The sequence below is a fragment of the Streptomyces sp. NPDC052036 genome, assembly GCF_040680495.1.
Taxonomy (GTDB): Bacteria; Actinomycetota; Actinomycetes; order Streptomycetales; family Streptomycetaceae; genus Streptomyces.
This window is the reverse complement of sequence record NZ_JBFAWW010000001.1, coordinates 432,201-455,488: the sequence shown is the minus strand read 5'-3', so window position 1 is coordinate 455,488 and position 23,288 is coordinate 432,201. Positions and strand designations below refer to the sequence as shown.

The window sequence follows — 23,288 nt, the reverse complement described above, 5'->3', positions numbered from 1 at the left end:
CGAGCGTGGACGAACTCGGGGCCCACGCGGCCGCGCTCGTCGCCCGCCGCCCCCGCGACGCCAGGCTGCGCCGCGTGGGCACCTCCCGGGGCGGCACGCCCCTGTGGCTGCTCTCCGTCGGCCACGGAGACCGCCACACCCTCGTCGTCGCCGGCCCCCACGCCAACGAACCCGTCGGTGGGGCCACCGTCCTGCGCCTGGCCGAGCGGGTGCTCGCCGACCCCCGCCTGGGCGCCGACACCACCTGGAACCTGCTGCTCTGCCTCGACCCCGACGGCGCCCGCCGCAACGAGGGCTGGCTGTCGGGCCCGTACACCCTGGGCCGCTACTTCCGGAACTTCTTCCGGCCCGGCTTCCTGGAGCAGCCCGAGTGGCTGCCCGACGGCGCGGAGCGCGCCGCCCTGCCCGAGACCCGTGCCCTGCTCGACCTCCAGGACCAGTTGCGGCCCTTCTTCCAGTGCTCCCTGCACGGCGTCGACGTCGGCGGCGGGTTCGTCGAGCTGACCCACGATCTGCCGGGCATGGCCCAGCGCGTCGCCCAGTGCGCGGCCCGGCTCGGCATCCCGCGCGAACTCGGCCCCTACGACACCCTGTACTGGCCGACCCTCGGGCCCGCCGTGTACCGCATCCCGCCGCCCCGGCGCGGCGACCTGGCCGCGGCGATCACGGAGGCCGCGGTCGAGTCGACCTGGTTCCACCCGCACCGCTACGGCACCGTCACGGCGGTCGTGGAGGCTCCCATGTGGGGGGTGAGGGCCGTGGAGGACGCCTCGCCGCCCCCGGACCCCGAGGCGGTGCTCCGCGCCGTCAGCGCCACCCTGCGCCACGACACCCGGCTGCTGGCGGGACTCCTGGACCGGATCCGCCCCCGGCTGGCCGACGTCCCGGACGCCGCCCGGCTGCTCGCCCCCGTGGACGACTATTTACTGGTCGGCCCCGGACTCGCGGACTCCTGGGACCCCGACGTCCACGCCGCCGGCCGGCGGCCCCTGCCGGCGCTCGACACCGCCCGGCTGACCGCCCTCGGCATCTCCGGGCGCCGTGTCGCGCTGCGCACCGCCGGACTGCTCCACCAGCTCGCCAGGGCCGCCGGGCGCGAGGCGGCCGGGGTGCTGCCACAACTCGACGGGCTGATCGACGACTGGTGCGCCGACTATCGCGACGGCTACGGGACGCGCTGGATCCCGGTCGCCCGCCAGGCCGAGTACCAGACGCGCGTGGTGCTCGCCGCCGTCGAGCTGGCCGGGCGGGAGGCGCCCGTGCGCTCCCGTTCGGGTGAGTCCGGCTGGGGCCCGCAGGCCGCGGTGCCGATGCATAGGGAATGACGACGAAGACCACCCTGGCCCTGCGCGGCGCCCTGCTCGCGGCGGCCGCCCTGCTCGCGGCGGCCGCCCTGCTCCCCATGACGCCGGCCCAGGCCGCGCCCCGACCGGTGGCCGGCGGCAACTGGCTCTATCTGACCGTCACCGACGGCGACGACCGGTCCCGGGAGATCAACGGCACGCTGCTACTGTGCGACCCGCCCCGGGGCCACTCCCGCGCCGCCGAGGCCTGCGCGGAACTCCAGGCGGCGCAGGGGGACATCGGCCGTATCCCGCGCGGCCACTCGTTCTGCCCGATGCTCTACGCCCCCGTCACCGTGACCGCGCGCGGTGAGTGGGACGAGCGCCCGGTGGAGTACAGCCACACCTTCGCCAACGTGTGCGAGCTCCAGGCGAGGACCGGAGCGGTGTTCACGATCGCGCAACGGTCCGCTCCGGGCGGCGTACCGCACCGGTCGGCCCCTGGCGTCCCGCACCACGCAGCTTCGGGCGTACGGCACTGAGCCGCACCCCGCGCGCGTGCCCGGCGTCCACCACGGCACGCGCGCGGGGCACCGGACGGGGTGCGCCGTACGCCGGGCCTCACTCCCCGGTGACCCGCTCCAGCAACGCCACCGGCAGCCGCGCGAAAAGTTCCGCCACGCGCGTGTGCCCCTCGAACCGCCGCTCGGGGGCGAGCACGTCCGCCCACCGGCCGGGCGGCAGGGTGAGGGACGTGTCGCGCCAGCCGCCGGTCTCCGCGAGCCGCAGCGACAGCCGGGTGACCGCCGTGAGCACCTCCCCGGACCGTACGAAGGCCACGCAGTGCGCGGCGGCCGGCCCCTCGGCTTCGAGCGGTGCGTACGTGCCCGACGCGCCGAAGACCTCCGGGCGCCGCCCGCGCAGCCGCAGCGCGGCCCCGGTCAGGTCCGCCTTCTCCGAAGACGCCGTGCGCGGCGCGAACGGCCGCCGGTTGTCCGGGTCGACCAGCGCCCGGTACTCGCCCTCCGTGCCCTGGTAGACGTCCGGTACGCCCGGCATCGTCAGCTGGACCAGCGCGGCCCCGAGGACGTTCGCCCGGATGTGCGGCGCCAGCGCGTCCCGCGCCTGCGTCACGAGCCGCCCCGGGGCGCCGCAGGGTCCCTGGGCGACGAACGCCGCCACGGCCTCCTCGTAGGCCGGGTCCTGCTCGGTCCAGGTGGTGTGCAGCCCCGCCTCCCGTACGTGCTTCAGCAGCGCCCCGCCCAGGCGCTCCGGGTCGGCCCGTCCGAGTCCGAAGAGCGTCTGCCAGGCGACCCAGGCCAGATGCGGGTCGGGCCCGGGATCGCCCGCGCGGGTCACCTCGGCCAGCACGTCGGCCCAGCGCTCCGGGCACTGGGTGAGCACGGAGACGGCGGCCCGAACGTCCGCGCTGCGCTTGGTGTCGTGCGTCGACAGCGCGGTCCCGGTGGCGGGCCACTCGCGCTGCACGCGCGCGCAGTACGCGTGGAAGTCCTCCGGGGCGACGGCCGGGGCGCCGGGGTCGCCGCCCACCTCGTCGGCGGACAGCAGCGGCACATAGCGGTAGAACGCCGTGTCCTCCACGGACTTGGCGCGCAGTGCCGACGCCGTCTGGGCGAACCGGGCCCGCAACTCGGCGTGGAGGGACCCGTCCCCGGCGCGTCCCAGCACCAGGTCCCGTACGACGGTCACCGCGTGGGCCTCCTCGGGCACGATGAAGGCCGCGCGGGCCTCGGCGGCGGCCTCCTCGGTGAGGACCGCGGCGGCGTCCCCGGGGGTGTACGGCCGGTACACCTCCAGGCGGACGAGGAGTTCGCACAGCGCGGTGCGCAGCGCCCAGGGGGCGTGGTCGTGCAGCGCAGGGTCCGGGGAGGCCTCGCACAGCCGGCTCGCCAGGCGGGTGAGACGGTCCACCTCGGCCGCCAGCTCATGGGTGACCACCCGGTGGGCGGCGTGGCGCACGGTGGACGCCCAGTGCCCGCCGCGGTCGCCCAGAGGGGCCGCGAACCGCCGGTAGTGGCCGAGCAGATCCGCGGCGCCTGCCGGGTCCGTGAACAGCCCGTCCACCCGGTGCAGGGCGTCGTATCCGGTGGTGCCCGCGACCGGCCAGGCGGCGGGCAGGCACTCGTGGGCGGCGAGGATCTTCTCCACCACGGTCCACCGCCCGCCGGTGGCCTCGTGCAGACGGCGCAGATACCCCTCCGGGTCGGCCAGGCCGTCCGGGTGGTCCACGCGCAGACCGTCGACCACCCCCTCGTCGAGCAGTCGTAGCAGCGTCGCATGGGTCGCGATGAAGACCTCCGGGTCCTCCACACGCACCCCGATGAGCTCGGAGATGGTGAAGAACCGCCGGTAGTTCAGCTCGGTCCGGGCCAGCCGCCACCACACCGGGCGGTACCACTGCGCGTCGAGCAGCTGCGGCAGCGGCAGCGTCCCGGTGCCCTCGCGCAGCGGGAACACCTGGTCCTGGTAGCGCAGCACGTCCCCGTCGACCTTCAGCTGCCCCATCTCCTCGCCGAGCCGGCGCCCGAGCACGGGCAGCAGGAGTTGCCCGCGCCCCGCCTCCCAGTCGATGTCGAACCAGCGCGCGTACGGCGACCCGGGCCCCTCGCGCAGCACCTCCCAGAGGGCACGGTTGTGGCGCGGGGCGGCGGCCATGTGGTTGGGCACGATGTCCACGACCAGACCCAGCCCGTGCTCCCGGGCGGTGCGGGCCAGGGCGCGCAGCCCCGCCTCGCCGCCGAGTTCCTCCCGTACGCGCGCGTGGTCGACGACGTCGTAGCCGTGCGTCGACCCGGGGACGGCCTCCAGGACGGGAGACAGATGCAGATGCGAGACGCCGAGTGCGGCCAGATAGGGCACGGCCGCCTCGGCCGCGCCGAACGGGAACTCCGGCTGCAGTTGGAGTCGGTAGGTGGCGGTGGGCACCGGCGGGGCGGGACGCTCAGGTGTCATGCAGACCTACGTACCCGCCCCGCCGGCTTTCGTGCCGGAAACGCGCCGTCGGGTGCCGCCCCGGCTCGCTCAGGCGGGCCGCTGAAGCACCACCAGGCTCCGGTCCACCAGGGTCAGCCGGCCCCCCGCCGCGACCTTGTCGCCGGTGCCCCGCGTCACCCCCTCCGGGACGGAGGTGTCGACGACCACCTGCCACTGACGCCCGTGGTCGACGGGCACCACGAACTCCAGCGGCTTCGGCGAGGCGTTGAACAGCAGCAGGAAGGAGTCGTCCGTGATCCGCTCGCCGCGCGCGCCGGGTTCGGAGATCGCGTTGCCGTTCAGGAACACGGTCAGCGCGCTCACCTGCGCCGACGTCCAGTCCCGCTGGGTCATCTCCTCGCCCCGCGGGGTGAACCAGACGATGTCGGACAGCTCGTCGTGGGTGCCCTGCACCGGGCGGCCGTGGAAGAACCGGCGCCGGCGGAAGACCGGGTGGTCCCGGCGCAGCCACACCATCGCGCGCGTGAACTCCAGCAGTTCCCCGCCGCCGTCCTCGGGCCACTCCACCCAGGACAGCTCGTTGTCCTGGCAGTAGGCGTTGTTGTTGCCCTGCTGGGTCCGCGCGTACTCGTCGCCGTGGCTGAGCATCGGCACGCCCTGGGAGAGCATCAGCGTGGCGATGAAGTTCCGCATCTGCCGGTCCCGCAGCACAAGCACCGCCGGGTCGTCGCTCGCGCCCTCGGCCCCGCAGTTCCAGGACCGGTTGTAGCTCTCCCCGTCGCGGTTGTCCTCGCCGTTGGCCTCGTTGTGCTTGTCGTTGTACGCGACGAGGTCGTGCAGCGTGAAGCCGTCGTGACAGGTCACGAAGTTGATCGAGGCGAGCGGCCGGCGGCCGTCGTCCTGGTAGAGGTCCGAGGAGCCGGTCAGCCGGGAGGCGAACTCCGCGAGCGTGCGGGGCTCGCCGCGCCACAGGTCCCGTACGGTGTCGCGGTACTTGCCGTTCCACTCGGTCCACAGGGCGGGGAAGTTGCCCACCTGGTAGCCGCCCTCGCCCACGTCCCAGGGCTCGGCGATCAGCTTCACCTGGGAGACCACCGGGTCCTGCTGGACCAGGTCGAAGAACGACGACAGCCGGTCGACCTCGTGGAACTGCCGGGCGAGCGTCGCCGCCAGGTCGAAGCGGAAGCCGTCTACATGCATCTCGGTGACCCAGTAGCGCAGCGAGTCCATGATCAGCTGGAGCACGTGCGGGGAGCGCATCAGCAGGGAGTTGCCGGTCCCGGTCGTGTCCATGTAGTAGCGCGGATCGTCCGTCAGCCGGTAGTACGAGGGGTTGTCGATGCCCCGGAAGGAGAGCGTCGGGCCGAGGTGGTTGCCCTCGGCGGTGTGGTTGTAGACGACGTCGAGGATGACCTCGATGCCGGCCTCGTGCAGCGCGCGGACGGCCGACTTGAACTCCAGGACCTGCTGGCCGCGGTCGCCCCAGGACGCGTAGGCGTTGTGCGGGGCGAAGAAGCCGATGGTGTTGTAGCCCCAATAGTTGGCGAGGCCCATGTCCACCAGACGGTGATCGTTGACGAACTGGTGTACGGGCATCAGCTCCAGTGCGGTGACGCCCAGCTCGGTCAGGTGTTCGATGATGGCCGGATGGGCGAGCGCCGCGTAGGTGCCGCGCAGTTCGTCGGGCAGCGCCGGATGGCGCATCGTCAGACCCTTCACATGGGCCTCGTAGATCACCGTGCGGTGGTACTCGGTGTGCGGCCGGCGGTCGTCGCCCCAGTCGAAGTAGGGGTTGATCACCACGGACGCCATGGTGTGGGGCGCCGAGTCGAGGTCGTTGCGCTTGTCGGGGGAGCCGAAGGGGTAGCCGTACACCTCCTCGCCCCAGGTCACCGAGCCGCTGACGGCTCGCGCGTACGGGTCGAGCAGCAGCTTCGCCGAGTTGCAGCGCAGCCCGCGCTCGGGGGCGTACGGGCCGTGCACCCGGAACCCGTACCGCTGCCCCGGCATCACCCCGGGCAGATACGCGTGCCGTACGAACGCGTCGGTCTCCCGCAGTTCCACCGCCGTCTCCGAACCGTCGTCGTGCAGCAGACACAGCTCGATTCGGTCGGCGGTCTCCGAGAAGACCGCGAAGTTGGTCCCTGCGCCGTCATACGTGGCGCCGAGCGGATATGCCTCTCCAGGCCAGACCTGCATGGATACGACTCTCCCAGTTGTCCTGGCCCCGAGGGGCGCCCTGTGGCCGAGTCTTCCCCGAAAGTCCGGGAACCCCCTACGACTTACGCCCCTCTTATCAGCCGACCAGTGCATACGTGTCAGGGCGCAGCCACCCGTGCGACCGCGTATGCCGAACCAGTGGGGCTCGAACCACTCCCGTGACACAGGGGGAGCAGGGGGAAATGTGCGCAGAATAGTGCGCCGCCATCTGGGCAAGGTGGTGGCGGGTACGGCCATCGCGGTGACGGGGACCGCAGTGATGGTCGGGATCACGCTTCCGGGCTCGGTGTCGGCCGAGGAATCCGGAGGCCGGGGCGGCGCGGTGGCCGCCCGTCAGAGCGGGGGACAGGGCGGGCAGGCGGCGGCGCCCGGCGTCGTCGAGCAGGCCCCGGCCGAGGGGACGAAGGGCACGGGCGACGACCCGCTGACCGACGACGAGATCAAGCGCGTCGAGGACATCGCGCTGACCCGTCAGCAGTTCGCGGCCGGCGAGGACGTCGAGGGGAAGAAGGGCCTCCAGCGGCTGAGCGTGGACGTGGCCGAGCCGGACCCGGACCACCTGGACGACCCCCACGCGCCCCGCCGCGCGGACGTGTCGTTCTACGACTACAAGGACGACAGCGTCATCTCCAAGACCGTCAACCTGGACACCGGGAAGGTCGAGCGGACCGGTACCCAGCACGGAGTACAGCCGCCTCTCGGCCCCGAGGAGAACGCCGAGGCGGCCGAACTGCTGATCGCGGACCCGCTCGGCGCGGGCCTGAGGGCCGACTACAAGGACGCCACCGGCAAGGACCTCACCTCCCCGGGTCAGCTGACGCTCACCAGCATCGTCTACCGGGCGGTCCCGGGAGCCCAGCCGGCCGTCCTCGACCAGTGCGGCCGGCACCGCTGTGTGCGGCTCTTCCCGAAGATCCCGAACGGTGCCTGGATCGACAGCCGTTCCTTCGTGGTCGACCTGAGCGCCCGAAAGGTCGGCAAGCTCGCCTGAGCCACGTGTCCCCCGCGCACCGGACAGCACGCCCTCCGGGACCGCGGGCGCGCCGTCTCGCCGTCCTCATCTCTCATCTTTCCGGCTTTGTCCTTCTCGCTTTGTGCGATGTGTGCAAGAGGAGTCTCTTCGTCATGCGCGTGAACAGAAACAGCCGCGCCCGCAGGCGGGTCCTGACCGGCCTCGTGGCGGCCGGGCTGGCCTTCGGGGGCACGGCGGCCGCACCGGCCGTCGCCCAGCCCCGGGCCGCGGCCCAGCCGGCCGCCGAGTGCGGTGCGGCGTACCGGATCGAGCAGAAGCTCTCCACCGGCACCACCTGGCGGATGTGCTGGCGCTACGACACCTACGCCGGCCTCGTCCTGGAGCACGTCTCCTACCAGCCGCCCGGGGAGGCCCGCCCGATCAAGGTCCTCAACAGCGCCCGGCTCGCCCAGATCGACGTGCCCTACGACGACGGCTCGGTCGAGTACAGCGACCTGACGGGTGCCGGCTTCGCGCAGGGCCTGTCCGCCATGACGCCCGGCGAGTGTCCCGGCGGCACCATCAAGTCGGTCAAGGTGCCAGGCGCCGTGGACCCGCGGCACCCCAGCGTCAACGGCCTGTGCACGACGACCCGTTCACGCGGCCACGCCTACCGCATGCAGAGCGACACCGGGACCAAGGTCTACCAGGCCCAGGGCAAGGACCTGCTGGTCTACACCGTCAACAAGGTCGGCTGGTACGAGTACATCACCGAGTGGCGCTTCCAGGACGACGGCACGATCAACATGAACATCGGCGCGACCGGCAGCCTCTCGCCGTTCGACTACGACGCGGGCGACGGCCGCGGCTGGCCGATCGGCAAGGGCGCCAGGGCGTACGCCACCAGCCACAGCCACAACGTCTTCTGGCGGCTCGACTTCGGCCTCGACGGCTCGTCGAAGAACCATGTCGAGCAGTACGACTCCCAGGTCAGCCCGCCGGCCCACGGTGCCCAGGCGCCGACCGACAAGACCACACGCACGAAGATCACCAAGGAACTCGCCGGCGACGCCCAGAACATGCGCTGGTGGCGGGTCGTCAGCGACACCGGCAAGAACAAGGACGGCCACGCACGGTCGTACGAACTCGTCCCCGGCCCCAGCACCAAGTACCTCGGGCACGACTTCACCCGCCACGACGTCTACTTCACCGAATACAACAGGTGCGAGCAGTTCGCCAGTGACAACCTCGGCAACTGCGGCGCCCGAGCGGGCAAGTCGGTGGACACGTGGGTCAACGGACAGACGCTCACTCACCCGGTGGTGTGGGTGAATGTCGGCTTCCATCACATCGCGCGTGACGAGGACCAGCAGCCGATGCCGGTCCACTGGCAGGGCTTCTCGATCGCTCCGCGCGACGTCACGGCTATGAATCCCCTCACGCCACCGGCCCTGGCGGGCCAGAACGGGCATACACAACCCGGTAGTTGAGAAACGACCCTGTGCATCCGGCTGCATCCCGCCGCTCTCCCGGAGTACTCTTCCTTGATCGTTGGCTGGGGCCTGGCCCCTGAGGAGGCTCGGGGGAGCGGAAGGCGGTGCGCGGGTGGGCTCGGGAGGGCTGGAGCTGCCCCCTGGTGACGAGGGTCACGAGGGAAACTCCACTGAGGTCCCGCCCGGGGCGGTGTCCCTGGCACGGCCGATGGAGATGGGATCCATCGGACCGGAACTGGACTGGAACGCCGAGGCATGGCGCGAGGTACGGACCCGCGCTCAGCGGGCGGGACGCGCCTACATCTGGCTGAATCTGGTCGAACAGCGGCTGCGCGCGGTCGTGGCCGCTGTTCTCCGTCCCATCTACGAACCCGTCCACGGCGACGAGTGGGTGGTCGCCGCGGCCGGGCCGGCCGGACAGGAGTGGGTGCAGCGCGCGGTCGCCGTCCGCGAGGTCAGCCGCCGCAAGGGGTATCTGCTCGACCCCGCGGACGACAATGTGCTCAGCTTTCTGACGCTGCCGCAGCTGCGCGAGCTGATGGTGCAGCACTGGCCGTGCTTCGAGCCGTACATAGACGAGCGCCGGGACGTCGAACTCGCCCTGGACGAGCTGGAAGTGACCCGGAACGTGGTCTCGCGCAACCGGGCCCTGTCGGAGACGGTGCTCGCCCAGGCCGAGCGCGCCTCCGCCCGGCTGCTGGAGATCCTGGGTGCGGGCGGCGATGTGCCCTCCGCGCGCCGGCTGCCCGTGGACGCGGTCGAGGATCTCGTGGGCGACCGGTACGCGGACGTGGTCGCCGTCCACCCCGACCGGGTACGGCTGCTGCGGCAGTTCCCCGCCGAGGACATCTTCGGCGGTGCCCGCCGCCTCGACGCCATCGGCATCGGCCTCAATCTGCTCGTGCAGAACTTCTCCGGGCGCCGGCTGGTGCGCCTCGCGGAGTCGGGAGCCCGGACGCGTCTGCTGTTCCTCAACCCGGCCTCCAGTGCCGTCAAACGGCGCGAGCGGGAACTCGGCATCAAGAAGGGCGAGCTGAGCCGGGCCGTCGAGATGAACATCCTGCACATGCGCCGGGTGCGCGCCCGGCTCCGCGACCCGGGCGCCTTCGAGATCCAGGTCTTCGACGAGACGCCCCGCTTCACCGCGTACCTGGTGGACGGGGACGGCTCCGACGGGATCGCGGTGGTGCAGTCCTATCTGCGGCGCAGCCGCGGCATGGAGGCACCGGTACTGGTGCTGCGCAACGGCAGCCGGGTGGTCAAGTCGGACGAAGCCGTCGAGGGCGGTCTCTTCCCGACGTATCGCGAGGAGTTCGAACAGGCCTGGGCCGATTCACGACCCGTGTCCTGAGCCGTTCCGCAGCATCCGGAACCGTCCGGAATCATCCAGAATCGTCCGAAACCGTACTGGACTGTCCTGAACGGTCCTGGACTGTCCAGAAGCGGACGCCGGCCGGGGACCGAGCGGAGCACGCTCCCCGGATTGTCAGTGGCGCATGCGAAGGTGGAGGCCACTGGGGGAAAGCACCACCGAGAAGGGGGGGCCGCCATGGCCTGGCACCGAGAGCTGCTCATCGGATTCGACCTGGAGACGACCGGGACGGATCCGTATGAGGCGCGCATCGTCACGGGGGCGGTGATCGAGGTCGAGGACGGGGAGCCGCTGGGCCGCCGCGAATGGCTGGCCGACCCCGGCGTGGAGATCCCGGCGGACGCGGTCGCGGTGCACGGGATCAGCAATGAGCGGGCGACCGCCGACGGCAGCCCGGCCGACCGGGTCGCGGACGCGATCGCCGACGTGCTCACGGGATACTGGAAGACAGGCGTCCCGGTCGTCGCGTACAACGCGTCCTTCGACCTGACCCTGCTCACGGCCGAGCTGCACCGGTACGGACTCCCCTCGCTGAGCGAGCGGCTCGGCGGACCGGAGCCCGCGCCCGTCGTCGATCCGTACACCATCGACCGCCGGGCCGACCGCTACCGCCGCGGCAAGCGCACCCTCCAGGCGGTCTGCGAGGAGTACGGCGTCCCGCTGGACTCGGCGCACAACGCCGCCGCGGACGCCCTGGCCGCGGCCCGGCTCGCCCGCGCGATAGCCGGCCGCCACCCGAAGATCGCGGCGCTCGGCCCGGCGGAGCTGCACCGCCGTCAGATCGAGTGGCACGCGGACTGGGCGGCGGACTTCCAGGCGTTTCTGCGCCGCAAGGGCGACACGGAGGCCGTGGTGGACGGGGCCTGGCCGCTGCGGGAGGCGGCGCGGCACACGGTCTGACGGCCTCGCGGGCTCAGGGCTCAGGGGCTCAGAAGGGATACCAGCGCACGGTCTCGTCCCCGTCCCGCAAGGACGCCACCCGCCGCTCGAACTCGGCGAGTGCCTTGGGGTTGCTCGGCGCGTGCTGCGCGACCCAGGCACAGCTGGCGGTCTCGCGCGCGCCGCGCAGCACGGAGCAGCCCTCCCAGTCGCGCACGTCCCAGCCATAGGTGCGGGTGAAGGAGTCGTAGGCCTCGGCGGGCAGCCCGTAGCGGTCGCGGGACAGGGCCATGACCACCAGGTCGTGCTCGCGCAGATCCACCGCGAAGGTCTCCAGGTCCACCAGGACCGGTCCGTCCGGGCCGATGTGCACATTGCGGGGCAGCGCGTCGCCGTGGATCGGGCCCGGCGGCAGATGCGGCGTCAGGGCCGCCGCCGCGGCGGCGAACCCGTCCCGGCGCTCGCGCAGATATGCCGCGTCCGCGGGGTCGATCGCCTCGCCCGCCAGCCGTAGCCAGCGCTCCACACCGCCCAGCAGATCGCGGGGCGGCAGATCGAAGGAGGGGGAGGGGAGTGTGTGCACGATCCGCAGCAGTTCGGCCAGGTCCCGCGGCTCCGCGGGGCGTACGGGATCGGGCAGCCGGTGCCACACCGTCACCGGGTGGCCGTCCACGAGGAGCGGTCGGGGTTCGGCGGCCCGTACGGCGGGGACGCCCTCCTCGGCGAGCCAGACGGCGGTGTCCAGCTCCCGCCGTGCGCGGTCCAGGAGTTCGGCGTCGCGGCCCACCTTGACCACCAGGTCACCGGCGGCGAACACGGCGTTCTCGCCCAGGGCGAGGAGTCGTGCGTCCCCGGCCGGCCCGGGCAGCACGCCCGCCGCCGCCAGCAGGTCGCGCGCCTTCGCCTCGTCCATGTTCGCCTCCGTGCCTCGACGCGGTCCTTGATGTGCTCGTGAACGGCCGCCGAGCGCACCCCCGAGCACATGCCTCGGGGAGCTTCCCCGGCCGTCCGCCCGCCAGTGTCGCATTCCCCCAGGTCGCACCGTGTGCGCGGGGCATCGGCCACAAGTCGCCGCCTGGGCCGGTGCAACGGCAGCGTGGCCGGGACGTTCATCCCGGCCACGCAAGCCCTCGGTGCCCTCACCGGCAGGGGTTCAGACGCCGGCCTTCTCCCCCTCCAGCGCCGGAGGCTCGGGCGGCGGGGAAGCCGGGGCCGACTCGTCGTGCGTCAGGTCGGGCAGCCGGTGCAGCCACTTCGGCAGGTACCAGTTCCGCTCGCCGAGCAGGGCCATCACCGCCGGGAGCAGCACACCCCGGATGACGGTCGCGTCGATGAGCACCGCGGCGGCGAGGCCCACGCCCATCTGCTTCATGGACTGCATCGACAGCGTGCCGAAGATCGCGAAGACGGCCACCATGATGACCGCGGCACTGGTGACGACCCCCGCCGTGGTCACCACGCCGTGCGTGATGGCCTCCTTCGTCGAACGGCCGCGCAGCCGCGCCTCACGGATCCGGGAGACCACGAACACGTGGTAGTCCATCGAGAGCCCGAACAGGATGACGAAGAGGAACAGCGGCAGCCAGGTGACGATGGCGCCCACGCCATGGGCGCCCACCAGCGACGCGCCCCAGCCGTGCTGGAAGACGGCGACCAGGATGCCGTAGGCCGCCCCGACCGACAGCAGATTGAGCACGATCGAGGTGATCGCGACCGTCAGCGAACGGAAGGACACGAGCATCAGCAGAAAGGCGAAGACCACGACGAACGCGAAGACCGGGACCACCGAGCCGACGAGCTGGTCGTTGAAGTCGTGCGAGCCCGCGACCTGCCCGGTGATCGGTGCCTGTACGCCGTCGACCTTGCCGAGGGTGTCCGGACGTACCTTGTCGCGCAGCAGTTCCAGGCTCTTGCCCGCCCGGTCCAGGTCCGAGCCGCCGACCAGCGGGACGGAGACCACGGCCACGTTCTGCGCGTCGTGCAGCCTGATGTCCACGGGGCCCCGCGAGGCGCCCGAACTGATCGCCTGCGCCCGGAAGTCGGCGAGCGCGGCCTTCACGTCAGGGGCGTTGATGTCCTTGGCCCGGACGACCACCTGGGCTGGCTCGGAGCCGCCGGGGAACGCGTCGTTGACCCGGTTGTACGTGGCCACGATCGGCAGCTTGTCGCCGAACTCCTGGTCCATGGTCAGGTTCTGGGTCTTCATGCCGAGCGCGGGCGCCGCGACCGCCAGCAGGGCACCCGCCGCGACCACCAGCGAGACGGCGGGCCTGGCGAGCACGACCTTGAGCACGGCGGCCCACAGCCGGCTGCCCTCGGCGGAGGAGCGGGCGCCGGCACCGCGCCGGCGGTTCGGGTGCAGGAACGGAAGACGCCCCTTCTCCACCCGCTTGCCGAGCAGGGACAGCAGCGCGGGCAGCACGGTCACCGAACCGACCATGGCCACCGCCACTACCATCAGTGAGGCCAGACCCATCGCCTCGAAGGTGGCGATCCCGGTGAAGAGCATGCCCGCCATGGCGACACACACGGTGACACCGGAGACGATGACGGCACGCCCGCTGGTCGCGGCGGCGATCCGCAGCGCGGTGCCCGCATCCCGGCCGGCCGCGCGCTCCTCACGCTCGCGCCGCAGATAGAACAGGCAGTAGTCGACGCCGACGGCCATGCCCACCAGCAGCATCACGGAGTTGGCGGTGTCGCTCATCGGCTGCAGATGGCTGACAATGCCCATGAGACCCATCGTCGCCATGATCGCGGTGATGGCGAGCGCGACCGGGAGCAGCGCGGCGACCAGCGCGCCGAACGCGATGAGCAGGATGCCGAGCGCCACCGGCACCGCGGAGTACTCGGCCTGCTGGAAGTCGTCGCCGAACGCGTCGGAGAACGTCTTCTGCATGCTGGCGCCGCCGATCTCCTCGATCCGCAGCCCGCCGTGCTCCTTCTGGACCCCGGCGACGGCCTTCAGTACCGGCTCGACCCGGTCGCCCGCGGTGTCCGCGTCCCCGCGCATGTCGAACTGCACCAGCGCGCTGCGGCCGTCCCGCGAGATGGTCTTGGTGTCGTACGGAGACGTCACGTCCGTCACCCGCCCGGTGCCCTCGACGGCCCGTACGACCGCGGTGACGGCGGAGCGGAACTCCGGGTCCGTGGCGGTGGTCCGGCCGTCCTCGGCCTGGATCAGGACGGTCTCACCGGCCGGCTGCTCGATCCCCGCGTCCTGGATGATCCGTGCGGCGGTGTGTGTCTCGCCCCCCATCTGGTCGCTGTCCTTGACGTCGACGCGGCCGGCCGCCGAGCCGACGGCCATCGCCAGGACGACGAACAGTACCCAGATGCCGACGGCCGCCCATCGGTGCCGGGCGCTCCAGCCGCCGGCCCGCGCGGCGATGCCCCGCACCCGTGTGTCTCCGTTCCCCATGACGGGCGTGCCCCCCTCGTGTGCACGTGACGGCCCGTGCCGTCACCGTTCGCTTCGACGGTAGGTGCGGGCGGGGGAGCCTCACCTCGTGCTGGCCGGTGAACCGCGCACGGCCCGAATCCTCCCCTCGTACCCCGTCGTCTCACCATCGGGGAGGAGCGGGGCCCTTACACCTGTTCGGGGTTCTCGGGGGACCGGCATCAGGGTCCGCGCGGTCGTAGTGTGTGCGGATGACGACGACGTACGCGGCGCTGCTGCGCGGGATCAACGTGGGCGGCAGCAAGAAGATTCCGATGGCCGAACTGCGTACCCTGATGGAGGGACTCGGCTACGACGGCGCCCGCACCTATCTCCAGAGCGGCCAGGCCGTCTTCCGCTGCGACCACGGTGACGAGGAGTCCCTGGCCGCGGAGCTCACCGGGGCGATCGAGAAGCGGTTCGGTTTCTCCGTCGATGTGATCGTGCGCGACCACGGGTATCTGACGTCCGTGCGCGACGCCTGTCCGTTCCCCGCGGACCGGCTGGAGGGCAGGCAGTTGCATCTCACGTACTTCTCGCGGCCGATCGACGCCGAACGCTTCGCCGAGATCGACCGGGCCGGGTATCTGCCGGAGGAGTTCCGGCTGGGCGACCGTGCCCTCTATCTCTACGCCCCCGACGGACTCGGCCGCTCCAAGCTCGCCGAGCATCTCGCCAAGCGCCGGCTGACCAAGGGCGTGATCGCCACCACCCGGAACTGGAACACCGTCGTCAAGCTGGCCGAGATGACCGCTCCGGGAGCATGACCTCCGGCGGGTGCGGGCACGCACCAACGGCCCCCGGACGGAGCCCGACTGACGGCTGTGCGAGGCTCGTCGGCATGCGCTACATCATCATCGGAGCGGGGGCGGTCGGCGGCACGATCGGCGCCCGGCTCGACGGGGCGGGCCACGAGGTGGTCCTGGTCGCGCGCGGCGCGCAGCTCACCGCGCTGAGGAAGCACGGGCTGCGCTTCCACGGCCCGGAGGGCGAGCGGATCCACCGGCTGCCGGTCGTCGACGGTCCGGACGCACTGGGCGAGTTGCGTCCGGACGACGTGCTCATGCTGACCGTCAAGACACAGGACAGCGAGGCCGCGCTGGACGCTTGGGGCCCGGCACCCGTGGCGGGCGGCGGCACGGCCGCCGAGGACCTGCCCGTGGTCTGCCTGCAGAACGGGGTGGAGAGCCCCCGGATCGCCCTGCGCCGCTTTCGCCGGGTGTACGGGGTCTGCGTCTGGCTGCCGTGCACCTATGTGGAGCCGGGCGTGGTCTCCGCGGCGGGCACCCCGCTCACCGGCATCCTGCACCTCGGCCGCCACCCCCACGGCACCGATGACACCGTTCGCCGGATTGCCGCCGATCTGGAGAGCGCCCGCTTCGAGGCACCTGTCGTACCGGATGTGGCGCGCTGGCAGTACGCCAAGCTGCTGGGCAACCTCGCCAACGCCGTCGAGGCGGTGAGCGGGCCGCTGGCCGACGAGGAGGCGCTGCGGCTGCTGGAGCGGGTGCGCGCCGAGGGCGAGTCGGTGCTCCGCGCCGCCGGGATCCCGTATGCGAGCACGACGGAACAGAAGGAGGCACGCGGCGACAAGATCCGTCTGGTGCCGCTCGACGGGGCCGCGCGGGGCGGTGGCTCCTCCTGGCAGTCGCTCACCCGCGGTACCGGCACGATCGAGGCCGACTATCTCAACGGCGAGATCGCACTCCTCGGCCGGCTGCACGGCCTGCCCACGCCCCTGAACGAGCTGCTGCAACAGCTCGCCACCGCGTTCGCACGTGAGCGGCGGCCGGCCGGGTCGCTGCCGGTGGCGGAGCTGGTGCGACGCGCCGAGGAGGCGGAGCGGGCGGTCCGGGCCCCCCGCCCGGACCGGACCGGCGCCGGGGATCAGCCGAGGTCGTAGTCGAAGGTGTAGGGGAAGGGCGACTCCCCCGGTGTGTAGGTGAAGGCGCCGGTGCCGGAGAGACCGGCCAGTTCGCCGGTGCCCGTCCCCGGCACCACCTCGAAGGTGCACTGCACGGTGCCGTCGGCCGCGAAGGTGCCGCGCTGCTCCACGACGAAGCTGCCCTCGCGTCCCGCCAGCCGCCCGGCCAGCAACTCCATGCCGGTGAAACCGCCGGTCTTCTCGGTGCCGTAGACGATGGTGTACTCGCAGACCGTGCGGTCCGCCTCGATGCCGCCGCTGAAGGTGTTGGTCACACAGGCGCGGGCGAGCCTCGGGGTCGTCTCGGCCGGTCCGGCCGGAACCTCCTTCCAGTCAGCGGAGGCGATATGGCCGGTGATGTGCGCGGGCATGGGGATCCTTTCGGTCGGCCGCCGAGGGGTCGGCGGTGCGGTGACCAGCCTGACCGTCGTACCTGACACCTTCTGTCAGGTACGACGGGACAATGACCCCCATGCGTGCCGACCGGCTTCTCTCGCTGCTCCTGCTGTTGCAGAACCGTGGGCGGATGACCGCGCCGGACCTCGCCGCCGAGCTGGAGGTGTCGGTCCGCACGGTCTACCGCGACATCGAGGCGCTCATCGCCTCGGGTGTACCCGTCCGCGCCGACCGCGGGCCCGCCGGTGGCTACCGGCTGATGGACGGATACCGCACACGGCTCACCGGGCTCACCGACGCCGAGGCCGGGGCCCTGTTTCTCGCCGGGGCGCCCGGCCCGGCGCGGGATCTCGGTCTGGGGCCGGTGCTGGCGACCGCACAGCTGAAACTCAGGGCAGCCCTGCCCGCCGAACCGGCCGCGCGCACCCGGCTCGTCGAGGAGAGGTTCCACCTCGATGCGCCGGCCTGGTTCCGGGACGCCGACCCGGTTCCGCATCTGGCGCCGGTCGCGCGGGCGGTGTGGGAGCAGCGCGTGCTGCGCGCCCACTACCGGCGGTGGCGCGGGGAGGTCCACCGGGAGCTGCGCCCACTCGGCGTCGTCCTCAAGGGCGGTATCTGGTACCTGGTGGCGCTCGTGGACGAGGCGCTGCGGACCTACCGGATATCAAGGTTCCTGGCGGTGGAGATCACCGACGAGGTCTTCGCCCGGCCGCCCGCGTTCGAGCTGGCGGCGTACTGGGCGGAGTCCTCCCGGCGGCTGGAGGACGCGCGCCACCAGGGAACCGCACAGGTGCGGCTCTCTCCCCGGGCGCAGCGGCTGCTGCCCATGCAGTTCGGCGCGGCCGGCACACAGGCCCTCGAAACCGCCGGAGCGCCGGATCACGAGGGCTGGGTCCAGGTGGAACTTCCGGTCGAGGCCCAGGCGGTGGCCGTGGGTGATCTGCTCCGACTCGGTACGGAGGCCGAAGTGCTCGGCCCGCCGGAGCTGCGCCGGGCCCTCGCTGAAACGGTGGCCGCCCTGGCCGACCGCTATGCGCAGGCCCTGCGCACCCCTGGGACTCAGTCAGAGATGTGACCACTGCTCGGATGAATCGAATCACGAGTGCCCCTAGGGGAGGCTCAATTCGACGGTTTCTGTCAATTCAATTGACTGTGACGCTCAAGTGCTCCTACCTTTCCGGGCGTTGGGTACAGGCTAAGCCCACGGGAGGGTTCCATGCCCACGCACCGAAGAGCCGTCCTCGTCACCCTCGTCTCCGCGATCCTGGCCGTCGGTGCGCCCGGCGCCGTCGCCCGGGCCCGGCCCGCGTCCCCGGACGTCTATGTGTCCCCGTCCGGGAACGACCACGCCGACGGCACCGCCCGCCACCCCGTCCGCACCCTGGAACGCGCCCGCGACCTGGCGCGGGCCCGCACCGCGGATCTCCAGGCCGATCTGACGGTCCATCTCGCGTCGGGCACCTACCGTCTGACGGACCCCCTCGTCCTCGACGCCCGTGACTCCGGCACCCACGGCCACCGCGTCATCTGGCAGGGCACGGGGGACACCGTCGTCAGCGGCGGCCGCCGGGTCACCGGCTGGCGGCCGGTGAAGGGGCGGCCGGGACTCTGGTCCGCACCGGCCCCCCGAGGGCTCACCGACACACGTCAGTTGTACGTCGACGGGGTGCGCGCCCAGCGGGCCCGGGGCGCCGTCCCGGTGACCCTGACCCAGACGGCGACCGGCTACACGGCGTCCTCCGACGCCATCGCCCACTGGAAGCGCCCCTCCGACGCCGAGTTCGTCTACACCAGCGGCGAGGCGCTGTGGAACATCGAGCGCAACGGCCTCGGCCAGTGGACCGAGCCCCGCTGTCGTCTCGCCTCCGCCGAGGGCACCACCATCACCATGACCCAGCCGTGCTGGGACAACTCCAACAAGCGGGTCGAGTTCCCGGACATCCCCGGCCGCACGGTCAGCATGGTCGGGCCGGGCCGGCTCACCAACAGCGGCAAGGCGACCTACGTCGAGAACGCCTACGAACTCCTCGACCAGCCCGGCGAGTGGTACCTCGACCGCGGCGCCCACCGCGTCTACTACCTGCCGCGCAAGGGTGAGAACCTCGGCCGGGCCGATGTCGAGGCGCCCGCCGCCGAGAAACTGGTCGACGGCCGGGGCACCGCCGCCGCCCCCGTGCACGACATCGCCTTCCGCGGCCTGCGGTTCAGCTACGCGACCTGGCTGACCCCCTCCAGCCCCGAGGGCTTCTCCGAGATCCAGGCCGGCTACACCATCACCGGCGACCGTGGCTGGGCCACCCAGGGCCTGTGCCACTACGTCGACGGCGGCACCTGCCCGTTCGCCTCGTGGACGAAGATGCCCGGCAACGTGTCCTTCAGCCACGGGCAGCGCATCGCCTTCGCCGACGACGTCTTCGCCCATCTCGGCGCCTCCGGGCTGGACCTGGGGACGGGCAGCGAGGACTCCTCCGTCAGCGGCAGCGTCTTCACCGACATCTCCGGCAACGGCCTGGAGATCGGCGGAGTGGACGGGCAGAGCCCCGCCTCAGGCGTCCAGGTGACGAACAATCACCTCTACGGCCTGCCCCGCGAGTACCACGGCGGCGTGGCGATCCTCAACGGCTACACCGAGCACGACACCATCGCCCACAACCAGATCGACCATGTCGGCTACAGCGCCGTCTCGATGGGCTGGGGCGGATGGCCCGACAAGATCGGCGATCCGGCAACCCCGAACGCCGGCCACGACAACGCGGTCCGCGACAACCTGATCTACGACTACATGCAGATGCTCGACGACGGCGGCGGCATCTACACCCAGGGTCTGACCGGCACGTCGATGGCCGATGGCGAGCAGGTCACCGGCAATGTCATCCACGACCAGTGGGGCCTGGGCAAGAGCGTCTACACCGACAACGGCTGCACCTACGAGACGGTCCAGGGCAACGTCCTGTACCACGCCTCGTACGCCAACGTCGCTTCCCGCCACACCGACTACCGCGACGGCCTGGGCAACAACGACCCGACCCTGGTCAAGGACAACTGGTGGGAGGAGGGCACGGCCGACAGCGACAACAAGGGCCTGGTGACGACCGGCAACAAGATCATGACGGCGCTGTCGGACGTCCCGTCCGAGATCGTCGCGAACGCGGGCCTCGAACCGGCCTACCGCGGACTGCTGCACCGGGGGACCGGCGGACCCTCCGCCCCCGAGGCGCCCTCCCGCGTCGGCACGAGCACCGCAGGCGCGGACGCCCTGTACGTCACCTTCAACCCGAGCTTCGTCGAAGGGAGTTCACCGGTGTCGGGCTACACGGCCCGCGCCTACGACACCACCGGCCGGCAGGTCGGCGAGCAGTCGGTCACCGCCGCGGACTTCCGGCGCACGGCGCTCGTCCGGATCGGCGGACTGCCCTCCACCGGCGGCCCGTTCGCGGTGACGGTCACCGCGGCGAACGCCCAGGGCACCAGCGCCCCGTCCCTGGCCTCGCTCCCGCTGACGCCCACCGCCGCCACCGCGCTGCCCGCGGCGCTCACGGGCCCGAAGCTGCGGACGCAGTCCACGGCGGCCACCCTCGCCTGGACCCCGCCGACCGCGACCGGCGACGCCAAGGTGATCGGCTACCGGGTGACGGTCTCCGACGGCCGCGACCCGATCGAGGTGACGGGACGGGACGTCCTGGTCTCCCAGCCGTCCGCCAAGGGCATGTTCCGGGTGATCGGCGGTCTGCGGCCGGGCACCTCGTACACGGTCACGGTCGCCGCGGTGACGGCAGCGGGCACCGGCCCGGCGGCGACGGTGACGGCGAAGACCGCGCCGTGACCGACCGCGCCTGCGCCGCAGGCATCGGCTGACGTCCCCAGGGGCGCCCACCGCCGGTGGGCGCCCCTGGCATGCGGAGCTCTCAGGCCCCGAGGGCCGTCAGCAGCGGCAGCCGGGCCTCGTCGTAGCGTTCCAGCACCGCCCTGGCCACCTCCGGCGCCGGCCCCAGGACAGCGGCCAGCACGTCCGCCTCGGCGGCGCCCCGGGCGATGCGGTCCGGCAGAAAACCGGGGGCCAGGACGTACGGCGCCACGGCCACCCGCGCGCAGCCCGCCGCCCGCAGCTCCCGCACCGCGTCCTCGGTGCGGGGCAGGGATGCGGAGGCGAACGCAGGCCGCACGGCGCACCAACCGGTGTGCCGCCACTCCCGCGCGATATCAGCGATCACTGCGATCGCCTCCGGGTCCGTCGACCCCGCCGAGGCCAGCACGACCCCGGTCGAGGACTTGTCGGCGGGGGTCAGCCCCGCCTCGTACAGCCGCCGCTCCAGTGCGTGCAGCAGCAGCGGCGAGGGGCCCAGCACCTCCGCCTGCCGGATCCGCAGCCGGGACGGAGCCTCCCGCAGGACCGCCGGGATGTCCGCCTTGGCGTGGAACGCCCGCGTCAGCAGCAGGGGGAGGGCCACGACCTCCCGTACTCCCTCGGCCGCCAGGGACTCCAGCACCCCCTGCACCGAGGGGACGTTGAAGTCCAGGAAGCCGGTCTCCACGCGCAGCCCGGGCCGCAGCGACCGCACCCGCCGTACGAGGGCGTGCACCGTCGCGGCGTGCCGCGGATCGCGGCTGCCGTGGGCGATGACCACCAGGACGGGGCGGACCGGCTTCGGATGCATGGGACGTCAGCCCTTGACGAGAAGACCGCGACTGCGCAGCACCCACCGCTCCAGCGGACTGAAGATCAGCAGGTCGATCGCGATACCGACGATCAGGATCAGGATGACGGCCTCGAACACCATGGACATGGAGCTCGCGTTGCGGCCGTTCTCCAGCAGCGCGCCCAGTCCGATGCCGAGGTCGGGCGAGGAGGCGATGATCTCCGCCGCCATCAGCGAGCGCCAGGAGAAGGCCCAGCCCTGCTTCAGACCCGCCAGATAGCCCGGCAGCGCGGCCGGCATGACGATGTGCCAGGTGCCCCTGAGCCCGGTGGCTCCCATCGTCCGGCCCGCCCGCAGGAACAGCGGCGGCACCTGGTCGACACCCGACACCAGGCCGTTGGCGATCGACGGCACGGCACCGAGCAGGATCACCGCGTACATCATCGAGTTGTTCAGGCCCAGCCAGATCACGGCCGGCGGCACCCAGGCCACCGACGGGAGCGACTGGAGCCCGGACAGGATCGGGCCGATGGCCGCGCGCACGAACTTCACGCGGGCCACCACCAGACCCAGCGGGGTGCCGATCGCGAGGGCGAGCAGGAAGCCCAGCAGACCGCGCGAGACGCTGGTCCAGATGTAGCCGAGCAGCTTGCCCTGCAGCCAGGCGTCCGCCACCTCGCCCCACACCTCGCCGGGGGACGGCAGCTTGGTCGGATCATCGACGATCTTGAAGGAGACCAGCGCCTGCCAGACCAGCAGGACGACCACGATCGCGAGGATCGGCGGCAGGATCTTGTGGACGAAGGTCTGCCGGAACGGCGTCCGGCCGGTGGCGGAGACCTCCAGGGCGTCGAGGCCCGCCTCCAGGCCGCCCAGCCCGGCGCTGTCCCTGACGGCGGAGTCCGCCGTCGGGTCGGTGGTCTCAGTGCTGGCCATGACGGCGGATCTCCCCACGCAGTACTTCGGTGATCTCGACGGACAGTTCCGCCACCGGGGCGTCCTCGATGCGGCGCGGCTGCGGGAGGTCGACCGTCCACTGCCGCGCCACCCGGCCCGGACGCGAGGACAGCAGCACGACGCGCTGCGCCAGCCGGACCGCCTCCCGCACGTTGTGCGTGACGAACAGCACGGACAAGCCCGTCTCCGCCCAGATCCGGGTCAGCTCGTCGTGCAGCACGTCCCGGGTGATTGCGTCGAGGGCCGCGAACGGCTCGTCCATCAGCAGCAGTTGGCTGTCCTGGGCCAGGGCGCGCGCCATGGCGACACGCTGGCGCATACCGCCGGACAGCTCGTGCACCCGCTTGCCGTACGAGCCCTGGAGACGGACGAGTTCGAGCAGCTCCTCGGCCTTGCCGCGCCGCTCGCTCTTCGGAACGCCCCGGAGCCTCAGGGCGAGTTCGATGTTCTTGCCCGCGGTCAGCCAGGGGAACAGGGCGTGTTCCTGGAACATCAGGGCCGGGCGCCCCTGGGTGGTGATGCTGCCCGCGGAGGGCTTGTCGAGCCCCGCGACCAGGTTGAGCAGGGTGGACTTGCCGCAGCCCGAGGCCCCCAGGAGGGTGACGAACTCACCCGGGGCGACATCCAGGGTGATGTCGTCGAGGACGAGCTGCTGTCCGGCGGGCCCGGCGAAGGACTTCGAGACATGCTCGATCCGGGCGGCGTGTTCCACCGACGCGGCTCCTTCGGCGGCCTTGGCGAGAGCGGTGGCCATGGTCGTCACCTCCTGGGAACTCTTCGG

Annotated in this window: 18 protein-coding genes; 10 read left to right on the top strand and 8 right to left on the bottom strand. The window is 72.1% G+C overall.

Features of this window, described 5'->3' with window-relative positions; all coding sequences use genetic code 11:
* The first annotated feature begins 5 nt into the window (after positions 1-5).
* Complete coding sequence (locus tag AB0L95_RS02215; protein WP_365155493.1) at positions 6-1,325, top strand: M14 family zinc carboxypeptidase; 1,320 nt, start codon at positions 6-8, stop codon at positions 1,323-1,325.
* A complete protein-coding gene (locus AB0L95_RS02210) occupies positions 1,322-1,825 on the top strand; it encodes an SSI family serine proteinase inhibitor (RefSeq protein ID WP_365155491.1) in 504 nt (167 codons plus the stop codon). The genes AB0L95_RS02215 and AB0L95_RS02210 overlap by 4 nt, the downstream gene beginning before the upstream one ends.
* 79 nt (positions 1,826-1,904) lie before the next feature.
* Here the strand turns inward: AB0L95_RS02210 and treY are convergent, their stop codons facing one another.
* Together treY and glgX are read right to left on the bottom strand one after the other, a co-directional pair.
* Positions 1,905-4,256, bottom strand: a complete 2,352-nt coding sequence (gene treY, locus AB0L95_RS02205) for a malto-oligosyltrehalose synthase (protein WP_365155488.1) — start codon at positions 4,254-4,256, stop codon at positions 1,905-1,907.
* A 69-nt stretch (positions 4,257-4,325) separates the two neighbouring features.
* Positions 4,326-6,437, bottom strand: coding sequence for a glycogen debranching protein GlgX (gene glgX / locus AB0L95_RS02200; RefSeq protein ID WP_365155486.1), 2,112 nt, complete (start codon positions 6,435-6,437; stop codon positions 4,326-4,328).
* A 205-nt stretch (positions 6,438-6,642) separates the two neighbouring features.
* On the opposite strand from glgX, the gene AB0L95_RS02195 reads away from it, so the two are divergent.
* The 4 genes from AB0L95_RS02195 to AB0L95_RS02180 all read left to right on the top strand — a co-directional run bounded on the left by AB0L95_RS02195 (position 6,643) and on the right by AB0L95_RS02180 (position 11,175).
* Entirely contained in the window at positions 6,643-7,449 is an 807-nt protein-coding gene (locus tag AB0L95_RS02195) for a Tat pathway signal sequence domain protein (RefSeq protein WP_365155484.1), read from the top strand.
* Between the two features lie 134 nt (positions 7,450-7,583).
* The gene (locus AB0L95_RS02190) at positions 7,584-8,900 is read left to right on the top strand and encodes a copper amine oxidase (protein ID WP_365155481.1); all 1,317 of its coding nucleotides are present in this window, start codon (positions 7,584-7,586) and stop codon (positions 8,898-8,900) included.
* A gap of 115 nt (positions 8,901-9,015) precedes the next feature.
* Complete coding sequence (locus AB0L95_RS02185; protein ID WP_365155479.1) at positions 9,016-10,254, top strand: SAV2148 family HEPN domain-containing protein; 1,239 nt, start codon at positions 9,016-9,018, stop codon at positions 10,252-10,254.
* Positions 10,255-10,452: 198 nt separating this feature from the next.
* Positions 10,453-11,175, top strand: a complete 723-nt coding sequence (locus tag AB0L95_RS02180; RefSeq protein ID WP_365155476.1) for a 3'-5' exonuclease — start codon at positions 10,453-10,455, stop codon at positions 11,173-11,175.
* Between the two features lie 28 nt (positions 11,176-11,203).
* Here the strand turns inward: AB0L95_RS02180 and AB0L95_RS02175 are convergent, their stop codons facing one another.
* Both AB0L95_RS02175 and AB0L95_RS02170 read right to left on the bottom strand, forming a co-directional pair.
* Positions 11,204-12,067, bottom strand: coding sequence for an aminoglycoside phosphotransferase family protein (locus AB0L95_RS02175; protein WP_365155473.1), 864 nt, complete (start codon positions 12,065-12,067; stop codon positions 11,204-11,206).
* A gap of 240 nt (positions 12,068-12,307) precedes the next feature.
* Entirely contained in the window at positions 12,308-14,575 is a 2,268-nt protein-coding gene (locus AB0L95_RS02170) for an MMPL family transporter (RefSeq protein ID WP_365155471.1), read from the bottom strand.
* 230 nt (positions 14,576-14,805) lie between these two features.
* Here AB0L95_RS02170 and AB0L95_RS02165 point away from each other — a divergent pair, with 230 nt between their 5' ends.
* Together AB0L95_RS02165 and AB0L95_RS02160 are read left to right on the top strand one after the other, a co-directional pair.
* Positions 14,806-15,360, top strand: a complete 555-nt coding sequence (locus tag AB0L95_RS02165; RefSeq protein WP_365155468.1) for a DUF1697 domain-containing protein — start codon at positions 14,806-14,808, stop codon at positions 15,358-15,360.
* 74 nt (positions 15,361-15,434) lie between these two features.
* A complete protein-coding gene (locus tag AB0L95_RS02160; RefSeq protein ID WP_365155465.1) occupies positions 15,435-16,496 on the top strand; it encodes a ketopantoate reductase family protein in 1,062 nt (353 codons plus the stop codon).
* Here AB0L95_RS02160 and AB0L95_RS02155 read toward each other — a convergent pair.
* Entirely contained in the window at positions 16,481-16,888 is a 408-nt protein-coding gene (locus tag AB0L95_RS02155; RefSeq protein ID WP_365155462.1) for a DUF3224 domain-containing protein, read from the bottom strand. The two genes, AB0L95_RS02160 and AB0L95_RS02155, sit on opposite strands and share 16 nt — an antisense overlap.
* Before the next feature lie 101 nt (positions 16,889-16,989).
* Between AB0L95_RS02155 and AB0L95_RS02150 the strand changes: the two genes are divergently transcribed.
* Together AB0L95_RS02150 and AB0L95_RS02145 are read left to right on the top strand one after the other, a co-directional pair.
* A complete protein-coding gene (locus AB0L95_RS02150) occupies positions 16,990-17,988 on the top strand; it encodes a WYL domain-containing protein (RefSeq protein WP_365156474.1) in 999 nt (332 codons plus the stop codon).
* Positions 17,989-18,129: 141 nt separating this feature from the next.
* Positions 18,130-20,736 (top strand): fibronectin type III domain-containing protein, encoded by a 2,607-nt coding sequence (locus AB0L95_RS02145; protein WP_365155459.1) that lies wholly within the window; start codon positions 18,130-18,132, stop codon positions 20,734-20,736.
* A gap of 82 nt (positions 20,737-20,818) precedes the next feature.
* On the opposite strand, the gene AB0L95_RS02140 is transcribed toward AB0L95_RS02145, so the two are convergent.
* Genes AB0L95_RS02140 through AB0L95_RS02130 form a run of 3 tightly spaced genes read right to left on the bottom strand, consistent with a single transcriptional unit; the run spans position 20,819 to position 23,261 of the window.
* Complete coding sequence (locus AB0L95_RS02140) at positions 20,819-21,568, bottom strand: sirohydrochlorin chelatase (RefSeq protein WP_365155456.1); 750 nt, start codon at positions 21,566-21,568, stop codon at positions 20,819-20,821.
* A 6-nt stretch (positions 21,569-21,574) separates the two neighbouring features.
* Entirely contained in the window at positions 21,575-22,486 is a 912-nt protein-coding gene (locus tag AB0L95_RS02135) for an ABC transporter permease (protein WP_365155453.1), read from the bottom strand.
* Positions 22,473-23,261 carry an ABC transporter ATP-binding protein gene (locus AB0L95_RS02130; RefSeq protein ID WP_365155450.1) on the bottom strand — a complete coding sequence of 263 codons (789 nt, stop codon included), beginning with the start codon at positions 23,259-23,261 and terminating at the stop codon, positions 22,473-22,475. The genes AB0L95_RS02135 and AB0L95_RS02130 overlap by 14 nt, the downstream gene beginning before the upstream one ends.
* Between the last annotated feature and the right edge of the window lie 27 nt (positions 23,262-23,288).

Excerpts from the sequence above, each read along its gene's own strand:
- AB0L95_RS02150 (WP_365156474.1), top strand. The coding sequence starts at position 16,990 with ATGCGTGCCGACCGGCTTCTCTCGCTGCTCCTGCTGTTGCAGAACCGT.
- AB0L95_RS02160 (WP_365155465.1), top strand. The coding sequence starts at position 15,435 with ATGCGCTACATCATCATCGGAGCGGGGGCGGTCGGCGGCACGATCGGC.
- AB0L95_RS02130 (WP_365155450.1), bottom strand. The coding sequence starts at position 23,261 with ATGGCCACCGCTCTCGCCAAGGCCGCCGAAGGAGCCGCGTCGGTGGAA.
- AB0L95_RS02140 (WP_365155456.1), bottom strand. The coding sequence starts at position 21,568 with ATGCATCCGAAGCCGGTCCGCCCCGTCCTGGTGGTCATCGCCCACGGC.
- AB0L95_RS02190 (WP_365155481.1), top strand. The coding sequence starts at position 7,584 with ATGCGCGTGAACAGAAACAGCCGCGCCCGCAGGCGGGTCCTGACCGGC.
- AB0L95_RS02175 (WP_365155473.1), bottom strand. The coding sequence starts at position 12,067 with ATGGACGAGGCGAAGGCGCGCGACCTGCTGGCGGCGGCGGGCGTGCTG.
- AB0L95_RS02170 (WP_365155471.1), bottom strand. The coding sequence starts at position 14,575 with ATGGGGAACGGAGACACACGGGTGCGGGGCATCGCCGCGCGGGCCGGC.
- AB0L95_RS02180 (WP_365155476.1), top strand. The coding sequence starts at position 10,453 with ATGGCCTGGCACCGAGAGCTGCTCATCGGATTCGACCTGGAGACGACC.
- AB0L95_RS02145 (WP_365155459.1), top strand. The coding sequence starts at position 18,130 with ATGCCCACGCACCGAAGAGCCGTCCTCGTCACCCTCGTCTCCGCGATC.
- treY (WP_365155488.1), bottom strand. The coding sequence starts at position 4,256 with ATGACACCTGAGCGTCCCGCCCCGCCGGTGCCCACCGCCACCTACCGA.
- AB0L95_RS02210 (WP_365155491.1), top strand. The coding sequence starts at position 1,322 with ATGACGACGAAGACCACCCTGGCCCTGCGCGGCGCCCTGCTCGCGGCG.
- AB0L95_RS02135 (WP_365155453.1), bottom strand. The coding sequence starts at position 22,486 with ATGGCCAGCACTGAGACCACCGACCCGACGGCGGACTCCGCCGTCAGG.
- glgX (WP_365155486.1), bottom strand. The coding sequence starts at position 6,437 with ATGCAGGTCTGGCCTGGAGAGGCATATCCGCTCGGCGCCACGTATGAC.
- AB0L95_RS02155 (WP_365155462.1), bottom strand. The coding sequence starts at position 16,888 with ATGCCCGCGCACATCACCGGCCATATCGCCTCCGCTGACTGGAAGGAG.
- AB0L95_RS02165 (WP_365155468.1), top strand. The coding sequence starts at position 14,806 with ATGACGACGACGTACGCGGCGCTGCTGCGCGGGATCAACGTGGGCGGC.